This is a genomic window from Brevundimonas sp. FV1ye7S (genome assembly GCF_058680995.1).
The window spans coordinates 2,257,877-2,272,703 of record NZ_CM178726.1; the positions used below are offsets into that span (position 1 = coordinate 2,257,877).

Below are 14,827 nucleotides of genomic sequence, written 5' to 3' on the forward strand. Positions count from 1 at the left end.
TTGTCTGTCGCCTCCGAAAGCTCCCGAATGAACCGCCGTTTCGCCTGCCTCGCCTCCAGTCTCGCCGTCCTGACCCTGGCCGCCTGTTCCCCGCCCGCCCACAATGACCGAGATGCGGCGACGTCCCCCGCCGCCGAAGTCGGGCAGTCAGGCCCCCTGTCGCGCGACGCCATCGAGAACAGCGCCTATTCGCCCCCCGCACCCGACACGCCCCCGACGACGGCGGAAAATCCGGCTCAACCGGAACCGGCCCTGATCCGCGCCCAGATTTTGCTGGAACGGGCGCGGTTTTCGCCCGGCGCCATCGACGGACTGGCCGGCTCGAACATGCGTCAGGCGATCTCGGCCTTTCAGGAGGCGCAGGGTCTGCCCGTCACCGGCGAATTGGACGCCGACATCATGGGCCGGCTTCGCGCCGTGGGGATCGGCGCCGTGACCTCGACCTATCGGATCACCCAGGAGGACGTCGCCGGCCCCTATATCGGCGTGGTTCCGACTGATCTGGAAGCCCAGGGCGAGGCGGCCGCGATGGGCTACGCCAATATCGTCGAGGCCCTGGCCGAGCGGTTCCACGTGACCGAGGGCCTGCTGAGGGCGATGAACCCGGGCGCGGACTTCAACCGCGTCGGCCAGACCCTGCTGGTTCCGGCGGTGAACACCACGCCCCTGCCGGCCGAGGTGGACCATATCGACGTCGACAAGGCCGAGGGATCGGTCAAGGCCTTCGCCGCCGACGGCAAGCTGATCGCCTATTTCCCGGCCACCATCGGCAGCGGCGACAATCCGACGCCCACCGGCACGGTCAAGGTCAACGGCGTCGCCCGCAATCCGAACTATACCTATGACCCGTCCAAGCTGAGCTTTGGCGAGGGAAGCCGAAAGGTCGTGGTTCAGCCGGGACCGAACAATCCGGTCGGCGTGGTCTGGATCGATCTGAACAAGCCCAGCTACGGCATCCACGGCACGCCCGACCCGCATCTGGTCGGCAAGACCGCCTCGCACGGCTGCGTCCGCCTGACCAACTGGGACGCCTGGATGCTGGCCGACAAGGTCAAGCCCGGCGTGACCGTGCGGTTCGTCTGACTACTGAACCGCGCCGAAAGGCGTTCCGTCCCAGAAGTCGCAGTGGTGGCGGCCGAAGAAGTCCTTATCCAGTCGGTCGCCCTGGGCGGTGAACACCCGCACCGGCCCCGCACCCTCGACGCGGGGCCATTCGGGGCCGAAGTCGCCCTGGCCGAAACCGGCCCACAACCTCTGCATCCGGTCGGACAGGGCCTTCTGCCGGGGTGTGAACCGCTTCACATCGGTGAAGACCCAACTGGTCCCGAACACATAGGCCAGTTCGCTGGCATGATAGGCGCCCAGGTCCAGGCCGACCAGCCAGTCCGGCAGGACGAAGGGCGCGCCGCGATCCGCGAACTCATAGCCCCAGACCGGCACATAGCGGGACAACTGACGGCGCAGGGCCTGGGACGGACAGGCGAACCTCTGGTCGGTGAAGTTCGCAGCGATGGCGTAGGCCGGCCCCTCAGGACCGACGGGATAGCGGTCCAGCACGCGCGGGCCGACATCGCCGTACATCCAGATCGTCTCCTTCTGGTAGCGATCCATGTCCTTGACCTCGTTGGCGAACAGCCGCCCCTCGTCCAGGTTCGTGCCGACGATGACCGGCACGCGGGTGAAGCGGCCCTCGTGGATCGCCAGGGCCGGGTTTTCCGGCACGGTCGCGTCGGTATGAACCGGTCCCCAGGATCCAGGCCCATTGATGCCCGCCCGCAGGGACGGCGCGCGCGCCAACCGCCAGGCCGGCAGGGCCTTCAGACAGTCGATCTGATCGGAGCCGCCACACCCCAGGTTCTCCGCAAACTTCGGCCCGGTCCTGGCCGCCTCCTCCGCGCTGACCAGGGAGGACGGCTCCAGACATCCGCCGCTTTGCATGATGACCCGCTGGTACAGGCCCTCGGATTTGGGCGAGGCCATCAGGTAGCAGGCCGTCCATGCCCCTGCGCTCTCGGCGAACAGGGTCACATTGGCCGGATCGCCGCCGAAGGCCGCGATGTTCCGATTCACCCATTGCAGGGCCGCCTGCTGGTCCATCAGGCCGAAATTGCCGCCGAAGCCTTCGCTCTCCGCCTGGAATTTCGGATGGGCCAGCCAGCCCAGGGCGCCCAGGCGGTAGTTCAGGGTGACGACCACCCGATCCTGATCGGCGGCCAGTTTCGACGGATCATAGTTGACGCCCGAGCCGACAGTGAAGGCGCCCCCGGGGATATAGACCATCACCGGCCGCAGCTCGGCGGCGTCTCCGGCGGGCGCATAGATGTTCAGATACAGACAGTCCTCGCCCCCCACGACGAGGCCGCCGCCCCCGCCCAGAATGGCCTTGCGCCCAATGGCCTGGGTGCAGTCCGATCCCGGCCGGGTCGCATCGCGCACGCCGGTCCAGGCCTGGACCGGCTGCGGCGCGCGCCAGCGTAGATCGCCGACCGGCGGACGGGCGAAGGGCACGCCCAGAAAGGCGCGAACTCCCGCGCCCTGAACGCCGCGCACCGTCCCGGCCTGTGTCGCCGCCAGCACGGACCGGGCGTCGCTGGCGAACCGGACATGATCGACCTTGCCGGGATGGGTGGCGCAGGCCGCAAGCAGCAAAGACGCGAACAGAAGCGGCAGAAAACGCATGAAGACCCTTGGCCGAGACGAGCGAGCTTAACGCGGCCGAAGCCAGAGCGTTTCGTTCGCGCCGAACGGCCGCGACATCAAGGCCAGAGGCGTTCGCGGCTCCAGGCGTCGCCGTCGCGCGTGAAGCGCAACCGGTCGTGCAGGCGGAATGGACGGTCGCGCCAGAATTCGACGCTTTGCGGCGTCACACGCCAGCCGGTCCAGCGTTCGGGGCGCGGCACCTCGTCGCCCTCGAACCGGGCGGTCTCGCGCGCCACGGCGCCTTCCAGCGTCGCACGCGCGTCCAGCGGACGAGACTGGTCCGAGGCCCAGGCCCCGACCCGGCTCTCGCGGGCGCGGCTGGCGAAATAGGCGTCGGCCTCTTCCTTGCTGACCGGCTGCACCTGGCCGCGCACCCGCACCTGACGCCGCAACGACTTCCAGTGGAAGGTCAGGGCGGCCACCGGACGGGCGTCCAGCTCCAGACCCTTGGCGCTCTCGCGGTTCGAATAGAAGGTGAAGCCGCGCCCATCCACATCCTTCAGCAGGACGATCCGGGCGTCGGGCATGCCGTCGGCGTCCACCGTGGACAGGGTCATGGCGTTGGAATCATTGACCTCGTGCGCCCCCGCCTCGGCCAGCCATTCGACGAACAGGCCGATGGGCTCGACCCGGTCAAAGATCGTCTCGTCGCCATTGGCGGCAAGAGCGGCGGCATAGTCGCGCGCGTACTCTTCGCGCGACGGGCTGGGCGGGATCACGGGGGGGTTCATGCGCCTGACTTAGCGCGGGACAGAGGCGGTGGAAATGATCCGGATCAAAACGCCCCCCCGGGCTCAAGTCGCGCGAGGCGCGGTAGCCCCCCGACATAAATGGCCTCAAGTCGCGCGAGGCGCGGTAGCCCAACATGAATGGCCTCAAGGTGCGCGAAGCGCGGTAGCCCGAAAAGTTAAGTTAACCCGGCATTGACCCTAAGGCGCGAACGGTACGGGAATGAGCGCCATCCGTTCCACCTCCGACGCCGCCGCCGTTCGCGAAGCCCTGTCGATCCTGGGTCTGCACGGCGCGGCCGACGCCGCCGCCCTGAAGGCCGCCTTCCGTGCAGCGGTGAAGGCGGCGCGTCCGGACCAGGCCGGCGGAGACGCCGAACGGTTCCGGCGGGTGATCGCCGCCTACCGCCTGATCCAGGCCCACGCCCCTGCCCGTCCCAGCCTGGCCGCGCCCGCCGAACGCCCCGCGCCGCGGCCGGTGCTGGGGCTCAGCCCGATGCAGGCCCTGGCCGGCGCGCGGGTCGAACTGAGGCTGGGCGCGCGCACGGTTCGGGTCGCCGTCCCGGCGGGCCTGCGCACGGGCGAGCATCTGCGGCTGCGCGGCGGCGCGACGGACGGTTCGGACCTGTATCTGGCGGTGCTGATCCGGCCCGAGGACGGGCTTTCGGTCATGGGCGATGATCTGTTCATGACCTGGCCAACCCCCTCGCGCCTGCTGGACGAAGGCGGCCGGGTCGAGATCGAAACCCACGCAGGCCCTCGTTCGGCCTGGATCACGCCCGAGATGGCGGCGCCGGCGCGGGTGCGGTTCAAGGATATGGGCCTGCCGGCGCGCGGTCCCCATCCTGCGGGCCATCTGTTCGTGACCCTGACCCCGTCGTCGGAGGCGCCCTCGGCCGCCGAGGATATGCTGGTCCGGTTCACCCGCGCCTGGGCGCCGGAGCGTCTGGCGGCCTGATCTTGAAGCGCCGTGTCATTGAGCGCATCATCTGGTGACGTTTTTGATGAGGCACGCCATGCGGACCACCGTGACACTCGATGACGAACTGATGGAAATGGCGGCGGAATACTCCGGTCTGTCCGAGCGGTCCGCGATCATTCGTGAAGCCCTGAAGGCGTTCGTCGCCCGCGAGGCGGCGCGTCGCCTGGCCGCCATGGGCGGAACTGACCCCAAAGCCACAGCCGCGCCTCGGCGACGCCCCGAATTGGTCGAGGAATGATCCTGGCCGACAGTTCGGTATGGATCGCGCACCTGCGATCAACAGACCAGACCCTGGTTGAGCGGCTTCGTGGCGAGGACATCCTGTGCCATCCCGCCATCATCGGTGAACTGGCCGCTGGAAACCTCGCCAACCGCCGCGCCTTTCTCGACCAACTCTCGCGATTGCCGACCGCTGTCGCCGCCTCGCACCAAGAGGTGCTGACCCTGATCGAAAAGAACCGGCTTTTCGGGATTGGCGTCGGCTATCTGGATCTTCACCTCCTCGCCTCCACCCGACTGACGCCCGGCGCGCGGCTGTGGACGCGGGATCGTCGGCTACAGGAGGCCGCCCGGACACTGGACCTGGCCGCCGTCCTCGACCATTAGGTTGCGCCATGTCGCACAACACCTTCGGCCATCTCTTTCGCGTGACCACCTGGGGCGAGAGCCATGGGCCGGCTATCGGCTGCGTCGTGGACGGCTGTCCGCCGCTGATCCCCCTGACCGAGGCCGATCTCCAGCCCTGGCTGGATCAGCGCAAGCCCGGCGGTTCGCGCTTCGTGACCCAGAGGCGCGAGAGCGATACGGCCCAGATCCTGTCGGGCGTGTTCGACGACGGCGAAGGCCCGGTGACCACCGGCACGCCCATCTCGATCCTGATCCAGAACGAGGACCAGCGGTCCAAGGACTATGGCGAGATCGCCCGCGCCTATCGGCCGGGCCACGCCGACTTCACCTATCAGACCAAATACGGGGTTCGTGATCCGCGCGGCGGCGGACGGTCCTCGGCGCGGGAAACCGCCAGCCGGGTGGCGGCGGGCGCCGTGGCGCGCAAGGTGCTGGGCGACGGCGTGAAGATCCGCGCCGGCGTGGTCCAGATCGGGCCGCACAGGATCGCCCCCGAAGACATCGATTTCGACGCCGTCCACGACAATCCCCTGTTCGCCGCGTCGCGCGCCGTCGTGTCCGCGTGGGAGGCCTATCTGGACGATATCCGCAAGGCCGGGTCGTCCATCGGCGCCGTGGTCGCGCTGGAGGTCACAGGCGTGCCGGCCGGCTGGGGCGCCCCCCTGTACGGCAAGCTGGATTCCGAACTGGCCGCCGCCCTGATGTCGATCAACGCCGCCAAGGGCGTCGAGATCGGCGCCGGCTTCGCGGCCGCTGAACTGTCGGGCGAGGACAACGCCGACCAGATGCGGCTGGACCTGAACAAGCAGCCGGTCTTCCTGTCCAACCATGCGGGCGGGGTTCTGGGCGGCATATCGACGGGGCAGCCGGTCACGGCGCGGGTGGCGTTCAAACCCACCTCCTCCATCCTGACGCCGCGCCAGACCATCACCCGCGACGGCGAGGAGACCGACCTGCGCACCAAGGGCCGCCACGACCCCTGCGTCGCCCTTCGCGCCGTGCCGGTGGTCGAGGCCATGGCCGCCTGCGTCCTGGCCGACGCCCTGCTGCGCCACCGCGCCCAGGTGGGCTGACGGCCAAGGACTGAGGGGTGGGTCGATCAGCCCGGTCGGGCGCGCAGCTTTTGACTGTCCGAAACCACTGTCGGGCGGACAGGCGCGCGCTCTTCCGTTCGTGCGGCCGTCTTCTCATCCTGTCGCATCAGAGCCATCAGGCCGGTTAGACCCGTCGTCATCACGATCATCAGCGACTCCTGCAACTGCGAACCGTTTGCAGGTTTGCGCACATCCGGGCGGCGTGCAAGAGAGGTTCGTCGGTGGCGCCGCACCCCAGGAGATCACCCGTGCGTGAAGACGGAAAACTGGACTACCTCGAACTGCCCGCCGCCAGCCTGCCCGAAACCAAGGAATTCTACAGCCGGGCCTTCGGCTGGACCTTCGTCGACTACGGCCCGACCTACGCCGCCTTCGACCAGGGACTGGATGGAGGGTTCGACGCCGACCAAGCCGAGCGGACGAAGACGCCCCTGCCCATCCTTTACGCCCACGATCTGGAAGCCATGCAGGCCAAGGTCCAGGCGGCGGGCGGCGTGATCCTGAAGCCGATCTACGCCTTTCCCGGCGGCCGGCGGTTCCACTTCGCCGATCCGGCGGGAACCGAAATGGCGGTCTGGTCCGAAAACTGAGATCGCCTAGCGGGCGTCGACCGACTGGGCGATCCGTTCGCCCTGTTCGCGGTCGGCGCCGTCCGGCGACGCCACCCAGACGTGGATTTCCAGCGGCGCGGTCGCACGCTGGAACAGATGCTCGATGGCCAGGCGGCGTCCGCCCTCGGTCACGACGATGGAGGCCCGTCCGCCGGCCTGGATCATCTGGCCGTCATAGATGGGAAACTGCGACGCCGGCCCCGCGTAGATCATGACCAGAACCGTGTCCGCGCGACGGACGGCGTAGATTCGGGCGTCAGCGCCGGCGCGCGACTGGGTCAGCACGTTTCCGGACGGCAGGTCCAGCGTGAACGGCAAGGCGGCCATGGCCGCAGCGTCCAATCCTTGAGGCCCGACGGGCGGCGCAGGCGCCGGGGCGACCGTTGACGGCGTCTGGGTTGGCGCGGGCGCAGGCGCGGGCCGCACGGGACTGGCCTGAACCGGCGCAGGGGTCGGCGCGGCGGTGGGGCGCTGGACGACGGGGGCGATCGATGGAGACCGGACAGGGGTCTGCGCAGGCGGCGGCGTAACCGGCCTCTGGGCAGCAGGCGTCTGGGCAGCAGGCGTTTGGGCGGCGGGCGTCTGGGCCCCGGGCGTCACCGGCCGGGCGGTCGAGGCCGGCGCGCTGTTCAGGTCGCGGGTCAAGGTCGAGGGCTGGGGCGCAGGCCTGGACTGCGGGGCCGGCTCCACCCGGACGGGCGCAGGCGCAGGCGCCGGGGCGACCTGCGCGGGGGCCGAAACAGGAGCCGAGGTTGGAGCGGAGGTCGCGAACGGCGGTCCGCTGTTGAGATCGCGAGTCAGATCCGAGGCCGAGCGCGGCGTGGACGTGTCCTGCCCGGACACAAGAGCGACGGCGAGAGCGATGACGACCATGGCCGGACCATTACCCGGCGCCGAAGGAACCGCAAGCGTGCGGTCAGGCGTGCGGCAGATTCACCCAGAAGGTCGCGCCCTCGCCGGGGCTCGAGATCACGCCGATGGCGCCGCCCTGCAGTTCGACCAGTCGTTTGGCGATGGCCAGACCGACGCCGTGGCCCTCCACGCTGGATCGCTCCAGTCCCAGACGATTGAAGGGCTCGAACAGCTGCGATTGCTTCTGCGAGGACAGGCCCGGGCCGAAATCGACCACCTCGATGCGGATATGCTGGTCCGCACGAAGCGCCCGCAGAATCACCCGCCCGCCCGAGCCGCCGTATTTGAGGGCGTTGCTGGTCAGATTGTCGATCACCTGCGCCAGTCGCTGGGAATCGGCCACCGCGACCAGACCGTCGCCCTCGCAGACCACCTGCACATCCACCGACTGGGCTTCCGACCTGAGCATGGCCGCGCGCCTGACGTCTTCCAGCAGGCCGGGAATATCGGTCGGCCGCAGATCGACCTTGACCGCGCCGGACTCGGCTCGCGCCACATCGAGCAGGTCGTGGGCCAGCGCCTCCACCTGGCGCGCGGTCTTGACCAGCACGTCCGCCATTTCCGACTGCTGGGGCGTGACAGGCCCGAGCTGGCCGGTCGACCACAGATTGCCGATGCCGATCACGCCGGCGACCGGGCTCTTGATCTCATGCGCCACATTGGCGAGCAGGCGCGACTTGGCCTCCGAGGCTTGCTCCGCCCGGACCTGCCCGGATCGCGCCCGTTCGGACAGTCGGTCGCGCTCCTCCAGAAGGGCCGCGACCAACAGGATCGGCATATAGCCGACCAGAACCTGGAGCTGGGCCGCCAGAACCTGTTCCGACCGGCTCAGGGTCTCGATATGGGGACCGTAGCCGAGCATGGCGCCCCCGACCGACAGCAGGGTGACGACCAGCAGGCTGAAGGCCGTGCCCGCGACGCCGAGTCGGACCGCGACCCCGAGCAACAAGGGGATCATCGCCACACCGATCTCAGCACGGCCGGTCAGGCCGAAGAACTGGACAGCCAGCACGCCCGCCAGCAACAGGCCGGCCTCCAACAGCGCGCCGGGGCGGGTGAGACGGGCCAGGGTGGACCAGGTCAGAGACAAGCCGAGCGTGCCTATGACGGCCAAGCCTAGCGCATGACCGAACCACCAGGTCTGAAACGTCTCCAGCACGTCGCCCGAACCGAACGGCGCCAAGGCGATCGACGCGAACACGCCCGCCGGGATCGGCGCGAGAGCCGCGGTGCAAATGAGAAACCGCGCCACGCCGTTCAGGCTGGACACGTTCAGCGTCGGGGCGAAGCGGCGCGCCAGAAGAACCGCCCCGATGATCTCCACCATGTTCGCCAGGGCGAACAGCAGGGACAGCATGGGCTTGTAGCCGGCGATCAACTCGCCGATCAGGATGCTGATCATCAGAACGGTGGCGAAGGCCACGTCGTGACGCCGCCCCCGCCCGGTCCGAAGCCAGACGGCGACCGCCACCCCGCACACGCCCCAAAGTCCCGAGATGAGCCCCAGACTATGGGCCCAGCCGATGGACACCGCCGCCAGAACAGCGACAGCCACGCCGGTCATCACGGGAATCAAGGGGTGGGCGAAGACATCGCCGCTGCTCGGCTCAGCGGCGCGCATGCGCGCGCCCGACGGCTGCGTCGGCGGCGCCGCGACATCGATGTCGAGCACACGGCTCAGGGTCATGCAGGGTCTCGAGGCGATTGATCGCGCCATCAAACCATGCGGTTCCTAATATCCCCTGAAACATGGTCACATGCTAATTATTCAATCTAAGATTGAAGTCCTTAACCGCTGAAGCTGGACCTGCGTCATAGGACCAGACCCCGGCGCTGACGGCGATGAAATCTGCGCCCGCACGCGCCACCTCCGCCGCCGTCTCGACGGTGATTCCGCCGATGGCGACGCAGGGCGTCTCGACGGTCTCCTGCCAGACCGTCAGGATCTCCAGACCGGGTCGGTGGACCGTCGTCTTGGTGTCGGTCGGATAGAAGGCGCCGAAGGCGACATAATCCGCCCCGCCCTCGGCCGCGTCCCAGGCCAGGTCGCGGTCGTCGTGGCAGGTCACGCCGATCATGGCGTCCGGTCCCAGGATGCGCCGCGCCTCGGCCAGCGAGCCGTCCTCCTGGCCGATATGAACCCCGTCGCAGCCCGTCGCCTTCGCCAGATCGGGTCGATCGTTCAGCAGGACCGCCACCCCATGACGCCGCGCGATCGGCGCCAGCCGCTCAACGGCCGCGCAAATGGCGGCGTCGTCGGCGGGCTTGAGCCGAATCTGCAGGGCGGCCACGTCGCCGGCGCCCAGGGCCTCGTCCAGGGTCGCGGCGAAGGCGTCCAGATCGGGAATCGCGGGCGGGGTGATCAGATACAGCCGGCAGGGCGGGCGGTCGGGAACGGTCGGGGTTCTGGCCATGGGGCTGACTTCCCCCTCCTGCGACCATTCGTCAACGGGTCCGTCGTCGCACACCCATGCGAACGACTTGCAATCGCCTTAAGGGGTGCTATAGCGAACCATTCTCAGTCGGTGGAACGCGTAGAACTCTCGTGTACGTCTGTAACTGCAATGGTCTTCGCAAGCGGGATGTGGCCCAGGCCATCGAGGCCGGCGCCTGTCGGCCGCGCGACATCTTCGCCAGCCATCAGTGCCAGGCCCAATGCGCCAAATGCGTCTGCGAGATGCGCCAGATGATCCAGGACAGCCGCGAAGCCTTCGCGCTGGCGGCTGAATAGCCCCTCGCTTGCTGCCGAAAATCACTCGCACTATCAATGCAGTGATAAAAACTCGCAAATAAGCAGGGTCGATTTTACTGTGGTATTGCGTCGCTCGACAGACGGCGAAGGCGCCGTCGCAAGACCAAGGACACGGCCATGAAGGGCGACCCCGCTATCCTCCGCACGCTGAACGCGGTGCTCACCAACGAGCTGACGGCGGTGAACCAGTATTTCCTGCATGCGCGCATGTTCGAAAGCTGGGGCCTGGCTCATCTGGGCCACGTCATCTACGAAGAATCGATCGGCGAGATGAAACACGCCGACATGCTGATCAAACGCATCCTCTTCCTGGACGGCCTGCCGAATCTGCAGGACCTGCACAAGCTGAAGGTCGGCGAGGATCCGATCGAATGCCTGGGCGCCGACCTGCAACTGGAGCTGGACAGCCGCGTCGCGACCGCCGCCGCCGTGACCCTGTGCGAAGAGACCCGCGACTACGTCAGCCGCGACCTGCTGATGAAGATTCTGGCCGACACCGAGGAACACATCGACTTCCTGGAAAACCAGCACAAGCTGATCGAGCTGATGGGCGCGCAGAACTATCTGCAGTCGGCCATGAAGGAAATTGTCACCGACAACAGCGCCACCGGCGGCTGATCGATCCTCAGCCCTCGCGGCGGGCCAGGTGGATCACCGCCGCCGCGAGGACGACGAGCCCCAGACCGCCGCCCAGCGTCAAGGCGGTCTGAACGCGCCACGCCTCGGTCGCCAGGATGTTCACCGGCATCTGCCAGGGCATGAATACGCCCTCTTTCGCCGAGGTCGCCACCACGGCGAAGAAGGTTCCGCCGATGCCCAGCACAAGGCCGGGCACGAAGCTGGCGAACCGGATCGCCGTCCAGAACTGAAGGGCGATCATCAGAACGGCGGCCGCCGCGATCTTGGCCAGGATCCAGGCATGAGCCGCGAGCTCCAGTCGTCCTGCCGCCGCCGCCTCCGGCTTGATGAGGCCGCCGAGGATCACGGCCCCGATCGTCATGGCCAGCACGGCCGCGCTCATGATCAGCACCAGGCCGATCACGCACACCGCCTTTGACGCATAGAGGGTCCAGCGTGGCACAGGCAGGGCGCGCAGGTGATCCCAGCTGCGCGGTCCATGCTCCATATGGGCGACCAGGGCGGTCAGGGCGGTGACGCACATGGGCATCATGAAATAGGCCCAGATCGCCGTGGCGCTGCCGATCCACCTCTCCCATTCCCAAGGCGTCTCGGACCGCAGCAGCATTGAAAAGGCGAAGACGGCGATCAGAGCCGGAGCGGTCGCGGCCAACACAAGGGCCAGTGACCGGTTCAGCTTGCGGATTTCGACGGACAGAACGGCGAGCATCAGACGGACTCCGCAAAGCGGGATTGGGACAGGGCGGAAGCGGCGCGATAGACGCCCTCCAGCGAACGGGCGCGGGCGCCGATGGCGAACACAGCCACGCCTGCGGCCACCAGTTCGCGGTTCAGAGCAGCGCAGACCTGGTCGTGATCGTTGCCGGGACGCAGCCGCGCCACCAGGCCCTCCGCGTCTTCGCTCAGGGTCAGATCCAGCGACTGCAGCACCGCCCGCGCGCGCGCCGGGTCATCGACGCGCAAGCCGATCTCGGGCGCCAGTTCGGCCTTCAGCCTGGCCAGTTCGCCCTCGACCACCAGTCGGCCTTCGTGAATCACGCCCACGTGGGTGGCGGTCTGTTCGATCTCGCCGAGCAGGTGGCTGGACAGAAGGACGGTCGCCCCCGCGCGGATCGGCAGTTCGCGCAGAAACAGGCGCATGTCGGCGATCCCGTCGGGGTCCAGCCCGTTCGTCGGTTCGTCCAGCATCAGCACCGGCGGGGCCCCCAGCAGGGCGCGCGCTATGCCGAGCCTCTGACGCATGCCCAGCGAATAGTCGCCGACCCGGCGTCCGCCGTCCCGCGTCATGCCCACGACCTCCAGCACCCTGTCGATCTCGGTCGCCGCAAGACCAAGAAGCCGGCGCGTGAGGTCCAGGTTCTCTCGTCCCGACAGGTGGGCGTAGAAGCCGTGCGCCTCCAGGAGGACGCCGATCTTGCGGGCCGCACCCCTGCGATCCTGCGCGACGTCGACGCCGCAGACCCGAGCCACGCCCGAGGTGGGTCGCAACAGCCCGATCAGCATCTTCATCGTCGTGGTCTTGCCGGCGCCGTTGCGCCCCAGGAACCCATAGACCGCATGCTTGGGGGCCGTCATGGACACCGAGTCCACCGCACAACGACGACCGAACATGCGCGTCAGCCCTACTGTCTCTATGGCCGCCATAACCCGCCCCGTATTTAACTCTTAGATAAAGTTGCGCGAGGAGGATTTTTAAGTCAAGATTAAAGACACGACAGGTTCAGCTCCGCAGGGAAACCCATGGCCGCCGACGATCTCGCCCGTTTTCGCCGCATGTGCCGGCAGTTTCGCTGGCTCGCGGTTTTCATGGTTTGCAGCGTCGGCGCGATCTTGGCGCTGATGTATGTGATCGTGCCGGCGGTGTTCGCCGCACGCGGAGAACACAGAGACCTCACCCTCCTGCTTCGGGAGATCGTCTGGGCCTCGCCGACGCTTCTCTACCTGTTCGCCGTCTGGTCGATCGGGTCGGCGCTAGGGCAGTTGGCCAAGGGGCGGCTGATCCAGCCGACCCTGTCGTCCGCCCTGCGTCGTGTGGGGATGGCGCTGGGCTTCGGCGGGCTGCTCAGCGTGTTCGGCGTCACCAATCTGATGCGGCTTCTGGGCGACGAGCGGAGCAGTTGGGCCTATTTCGACGTCGCCGGCATGACCCTGGGCATGATCGGCGGCGCCCTCTTCCTTCTGGGACGGGTGATCGATCAGGCGGGCCTGCTGCAGGCCGAGATGGACGAAATGATCTGAATGCCCGTTCGCGTGACCCTGAATGATCTGATGGTCCGCAAGGGCCTGAAGGCGCGCGATGTCGCCGCCCAGGTCGGCCTGAGCGAAACCCAGTTCTCCCTGTTCCGGTCCGGCAAGGTGAAGGGCATTCGCTTCAGCACCCTGTCGCGACTATGCGCCGTTCTGGAGTGTCGCCCAGGCGATCTGCTGGACTATGATTTCGATCCGCGCGAGATGGAACCGGTCGAGCCGGAAGAGGTCTGACGGAACCGCGTCCGGTCCCGGCCATTAGATTTCGACGGGCAAGCTGGAGCGGACCATGACGGATATCGACGACGCCATTGATGATGTGCGCGACGCGGCTGTGGACCTGCTGAACAGCGAGGGGCGCAGCGCCGGGCATGTGGCCATGGGCGTCGCCCTGACGGTGGGGTTCGCCTTGCTGGCGACGGGCATAGCCTCTGGCGCGCTGAGGCCGAAACGGTCCTTGAGACAGGTTCGCGACCGCGACCTGCCGATCACCGAAAAGCCCCACGGCGCCTTCAGTCTGATCCTTCCTGCGGTGTTCTCGGCCACCACCCTGTCGGCCGTGCGCGTCTGGAACGCCCCGCCGGCGCGCGAGCGGACCAGGGCCATGGGCCTGTGGGTCGCGGCCCAGACCGTCAACGCCGTCTGGCTGGGCCTGCGCCCGTCGTCGATGTGGAAACAGGTGCTGGCGGCCATGTCGTCCGCGGGCCTGGCCGCCGCCTTCGCCCACGAGGCGCGCAAGCTGGACGAAGGGGCGGGCAAGATGGCGGCGCCGACCGGATCGGGCGTGCGGATGGGCAATCTGCTTCATCGCAAGGCGGACGACGTCTCGGGCGGCCGCAGCCTGCATTAGGCCGCCTTGCCCTTTGCCGGGGCTTCCTCTAGGGATCGCGCCCTATTCGCCACGCCCCATCCGGGCGCGTGGGCGCAACCCCATTCCCGATGTGACCCCATGAAGATCAACGGCAACACCATCAAGCCCGGCATGGTCCTGCAGCACAATGGCGGCCTGTGGGTCGTCACCAAGGCCAGCCACGTCAAGCCCGGCAAGGGCGGCGCCTTCGCCAACGTCGAGGCCAAGAACCTCGAGACCGGCAACAAGCTGAACGAGCGCTTCCGGTCGGAAGACAAGGTCGAGCGCGTGACGCTGGAGCAGAAGGACTTCTCCTATCTGTTCGACAACGGCGACAGCCTGGTCTTCATGGACGACGCCACCTACGAGCAGATCGAGCTGCAGAAGGACTGGGTCGGCGAAGAGCGCATCCCCTATCTGCAAGAGGGCATGAAGGTGATCATCGAGATGCACGAAGAGCGTCCGATCGGCCTGGAGCTGCCGGATCAGGTCGTGCTGGAAGTCGCCGAAACCGAGCCGACCGTGAAGGGCCAGACGGCCTCGTCCTCGTACAAGCCCGCCATCGCCTCGAACGGCGTGCGGATCATGATCCCGCCCTATATGTCGGCCGGTGAACGCATCATCGTCGACACGACCAGCGGCGAATACGTCCGCCGCGCGGACTAAGACACACTGCCGGCCTCAT

The 14,827-nt window shown here is 67.7% G+C and carries 19 protein-coding genes; 12 read left to right on the plus strand and 7 right to left on the minus strand.

The window, feature by feature from the left end; all coding sequences use genetic code 11:
* Positions 1 to 27: 27 nt before the first annotated feature.
* Positions 28 to 1,083: a L,D-transpeptidase family protein gene (locus tag ACW18C_RS10985; RefSeq protein ID WP_492070891.1), complete on the plus strand. Its 1,056-nt coding sequence runs from the start codon at positions 28 to 30 to the stop codon at positions 1,081 to 1,083.
* Here ACW18C_RS10985 and ACW18C_RS10990 read toward each other — a convergent pair whose 3' ends face one another.
* Both ACW18C_RS10990 and pdxH read right to left on the minus strand, forming a co-directional pair.
* Positions 1,084 to 2,679 (minus strand): carboxylesterase/lipase family protein, encoded by a 1,596-nt coding sequence (locus tag ACW18C_RS10990; RefSeq protein ID WP_492070892.1) that lies wholly within the window; start codon positions 2,677 to 2,679, stop codon positions 1,084 to 1,086.
* Between the two features lie 77 nt (positions 2,680 to 2,756).
* Positions 2,757 to 3,431, minus strand: coding sequence for a pyridoxamine 5'-phosphate oxidase (gene pdxH, locus ACW18C_RS10995; protein WP_492070894.1), 675 nt, complete (start codon positions 3,429 to 3,431; stop codon positions 2,757 to 2,759).
* Between the two features lie 220 nt (positions 3,432 to 3,651).
* Between pdxH and ACW18C_RS11000 the strand changes: the two genes are divergently transcribed.
* The 5 genes from ACW18C_RS11000 (at position 3,652) to ACW18C_RS11020 (ending at position 6,721) form a co-directional block, all read left to right on the plus strand.
* Positions 3,652 to 4,386, plus strand: coding sequence for a DnaJ C-terminal domain-containing protein (locus tag ACW18C_RS11000; RefSeq protein ID WP_492070895.1), 735 nt, complete (start codon positions 3,652 to 3,654; stop codon positions 4,384 to 4,386).
* Between the two features lie 58 nt (positions 4,387 to 4,444).
* On the plus strand, positions 4,445 to 4,648 hold the full coding sequence (locus ACW18C_RS11005) for a type II toxin-antitoxin system VapB family antitoxin (RefSeq protein WP_008258922.1): 204 nt from the start codon (positions 4,445 to 4,447) through the stop codon (positions 4,646 to 4,648).
* Positions 4,645 to 5,016 (plus strand): type II toxin-antitoxin system VapC family toxin, encoded by a 372-nt coding sequence (locus ACW18C_RS11010; protein ID WP_492070897.1) that lies wholly within the window; start codon positions 4,645 to 4,647, stop codon positions 5,014 to 5,016. Before ACW18C_RS11005 ends, ACW18C_RS11010 begins: the two co-directional genes overlap by 4 nt.
* Positions 5,017 to 5,024: 8 nt before the next feature.
* On the plus strand, positions 5,025 to 6,110 hold the full coding sequence (aroC, locus tag ACW18C_RS11015) for a chorismate synthase (RefSeq protein ID WP_008263701.1): 1,086 nt from the start codon (positions 5,025 to 5,027) through the stop codon (positions 6,108 to 6,110).
* Positions 6,111 to 6,379: 269 nt separating this feature from the next.
* Positions 6,380 to 6,721: a VOC family protein gene (locus tag ACW18C_RS11020; protein WP_154726798.1), complete on the plus strand. Its 342-nt coding sequence runs from the start codon at positions 6,380 to 6,382 to the stop codon at positions 6,719 to 6,721.
* A 6-nt stretch (positions 6,722 to 6,727) separates the two neighbouring features.
* Here the strand turns inward: ACW18C_RS11020 and ACW18C_RS11025 are convergent, their stop codons facing one another.
* From ACW18C_RS11025 to thiE, 3 genes are all read right to left on the minus strand, one after another.
* Complete coding sequence (locus tag ACW18C_RS11025) at positions 6,728 to 7,615, minus strand: hypothetical protein (RefSeq protein WP_492070900.1); 888 nt, start codon at positions 7,613 to 7,615, stop codon at positions 6,728 to 6,730.
* Between the two features lie 43 nt (positions 7,616 to 7,658).
* On the minus strand, positions 7,659 to 9,341 hold the full coding sequence (locus tag ACW18C_RS11030; protein WP_492070902.1) for a sensor histidine kinase: 1,683 nt from the start codon (positions 9,339 to 9,341) through the stop codon (positions 7,659 to 7,661).
* A gap of 73 nt (positions 9,342 to 9,414) precedes the next feature.
* Positions 9,415 to 10,068 (minus strand): thiamine phosphate synthase, encoded by a 654-nt coding sequence (thiE, locus tag ACW18C_RS11035; RefSeq protein ID WP_492070903.1) that lies wholly within the window; start codon positions 10,066 to 10,068, stop codon positions 9,415 to 9,417.
* A gap of 131 nt (positions 10,069 to 10,199) precedes the next feature.
* On the opposite strand from thiE, the gene ACW18C_RS11040 reads away from it, so the two are divergent.
* Together ACW18C_RS11040 and bfr are read left to right on the plus strand one after the other, a co-directional pair.
* Positions 10,200 to 10,385 (plus strand): (2Fe-2S)-binding protein, encoded by a 186-nt coding sequence (locus tag ACW18C_RS11040; RefSeq protein ID WP_183194912.1) that lies wholly within the window; start codon positions 10,200 to 10,202, stop codon positions 10,383 to 10,385.
* Between the two features lie 138 nt (positions 10,386 to 10,523).
* On the plus strand, positions 10,524 to 11,024 hold the full coding sequence (gene bfr, locus ACW18C_RS11045) for a bacterioferritin (RefSeq protein ID WP_008259683.1): 501 nt from the start codon (positions 10,524 to 10,526) through the stop codon (positions 11,022 to 11,024).
* A 7-nt stretch (positions 11,025 to 11,031) separates the two neighbouring features.
* Here bfr and ACW18C_RS11050 read toward each other — a convergent pair whose 3' ends face one another.
* Entirely contained in the window at positions 11,032 to 11,754 is a 723-nt protein-coding gene (locus ACW18C_RS11050; protein WP_492070906.1) for an ABC transporter permease, read from the minus strand.
* Positions 11,754 to 12,620 (minus strand): ATP-binding cassette domain-containing protein, encoded by an 867-nt coding sequence (locus ACW18C_RS11055; protein ID WP_492070907.1) that lies wholly within the window; start codon positions 12,618 to 12,620, stop codon positions 11,754 to 11,756. Before ACW18C_RS11055 ends, ACW18C_RS11050 begins: the two co-directional genes overlap by 1 nt.
* A 165-nt stretch (positions 12,621 to 12,785) precedes the next feature.
* Here ACW18C_RS11055 and ACW18C_RS11060 point away from each other — a divergent pair, with 165 nt between their 5' ends.
* The 4 genes from ACW18C_RS11060 (at position 12,786) to efp (ending at position 14,808) form a co-directional block, all read left to right on the plus strand.
* A complete protein-coding gene (locus ACW18C_RS11060; RefSeq protein ID WP_492070908.1) occupies positions 12,786 to 13,283 on the plus strand; it encodes a DUF2975 domain-containing protein in 498 nt (165 codons plus the stop codon).
* Positions 13,284 to 13,526, plus strand: a complete 243-nt coding sequence (locus ACW18C_RS11065) for a helix-turn-helix domain-containing protein (protein WP_035308935.1) — start codon at positions 13,284 to 13,286, stop codon at positions 13,524 to 13,526.
* A 55-nt stretch (positions 13,527 to 13,581) separates the two neighbouring features.
* Positions 13,582 to 14,142: a tryptophan-rich sensory protein gene (locus ACW18C_RS11070; protein WP_008261886.1), complete on the plus strand. Its 561-nt coding sequence runs from the start codon at positions 13,582 to 13,584 to the stop codon at positions 14,140 to 14,142.
* Positions 14,143 to 14,241: 99 nt separating this feature from the next.
* Positions 14,242 to 14,808, plus strand: coding sequence for an elongation factor P (efp, locus tag ACW18C_RS11075; RefSeq protein ID WP_008264088.1), 567 nt, complete (start codon positions 14,242 to 14,244; stop codon positions 14,806 to 14,808).
* The last annotated feature ends 19 nt before the right edge of the window (positions 14,809 to 14,827 follow it).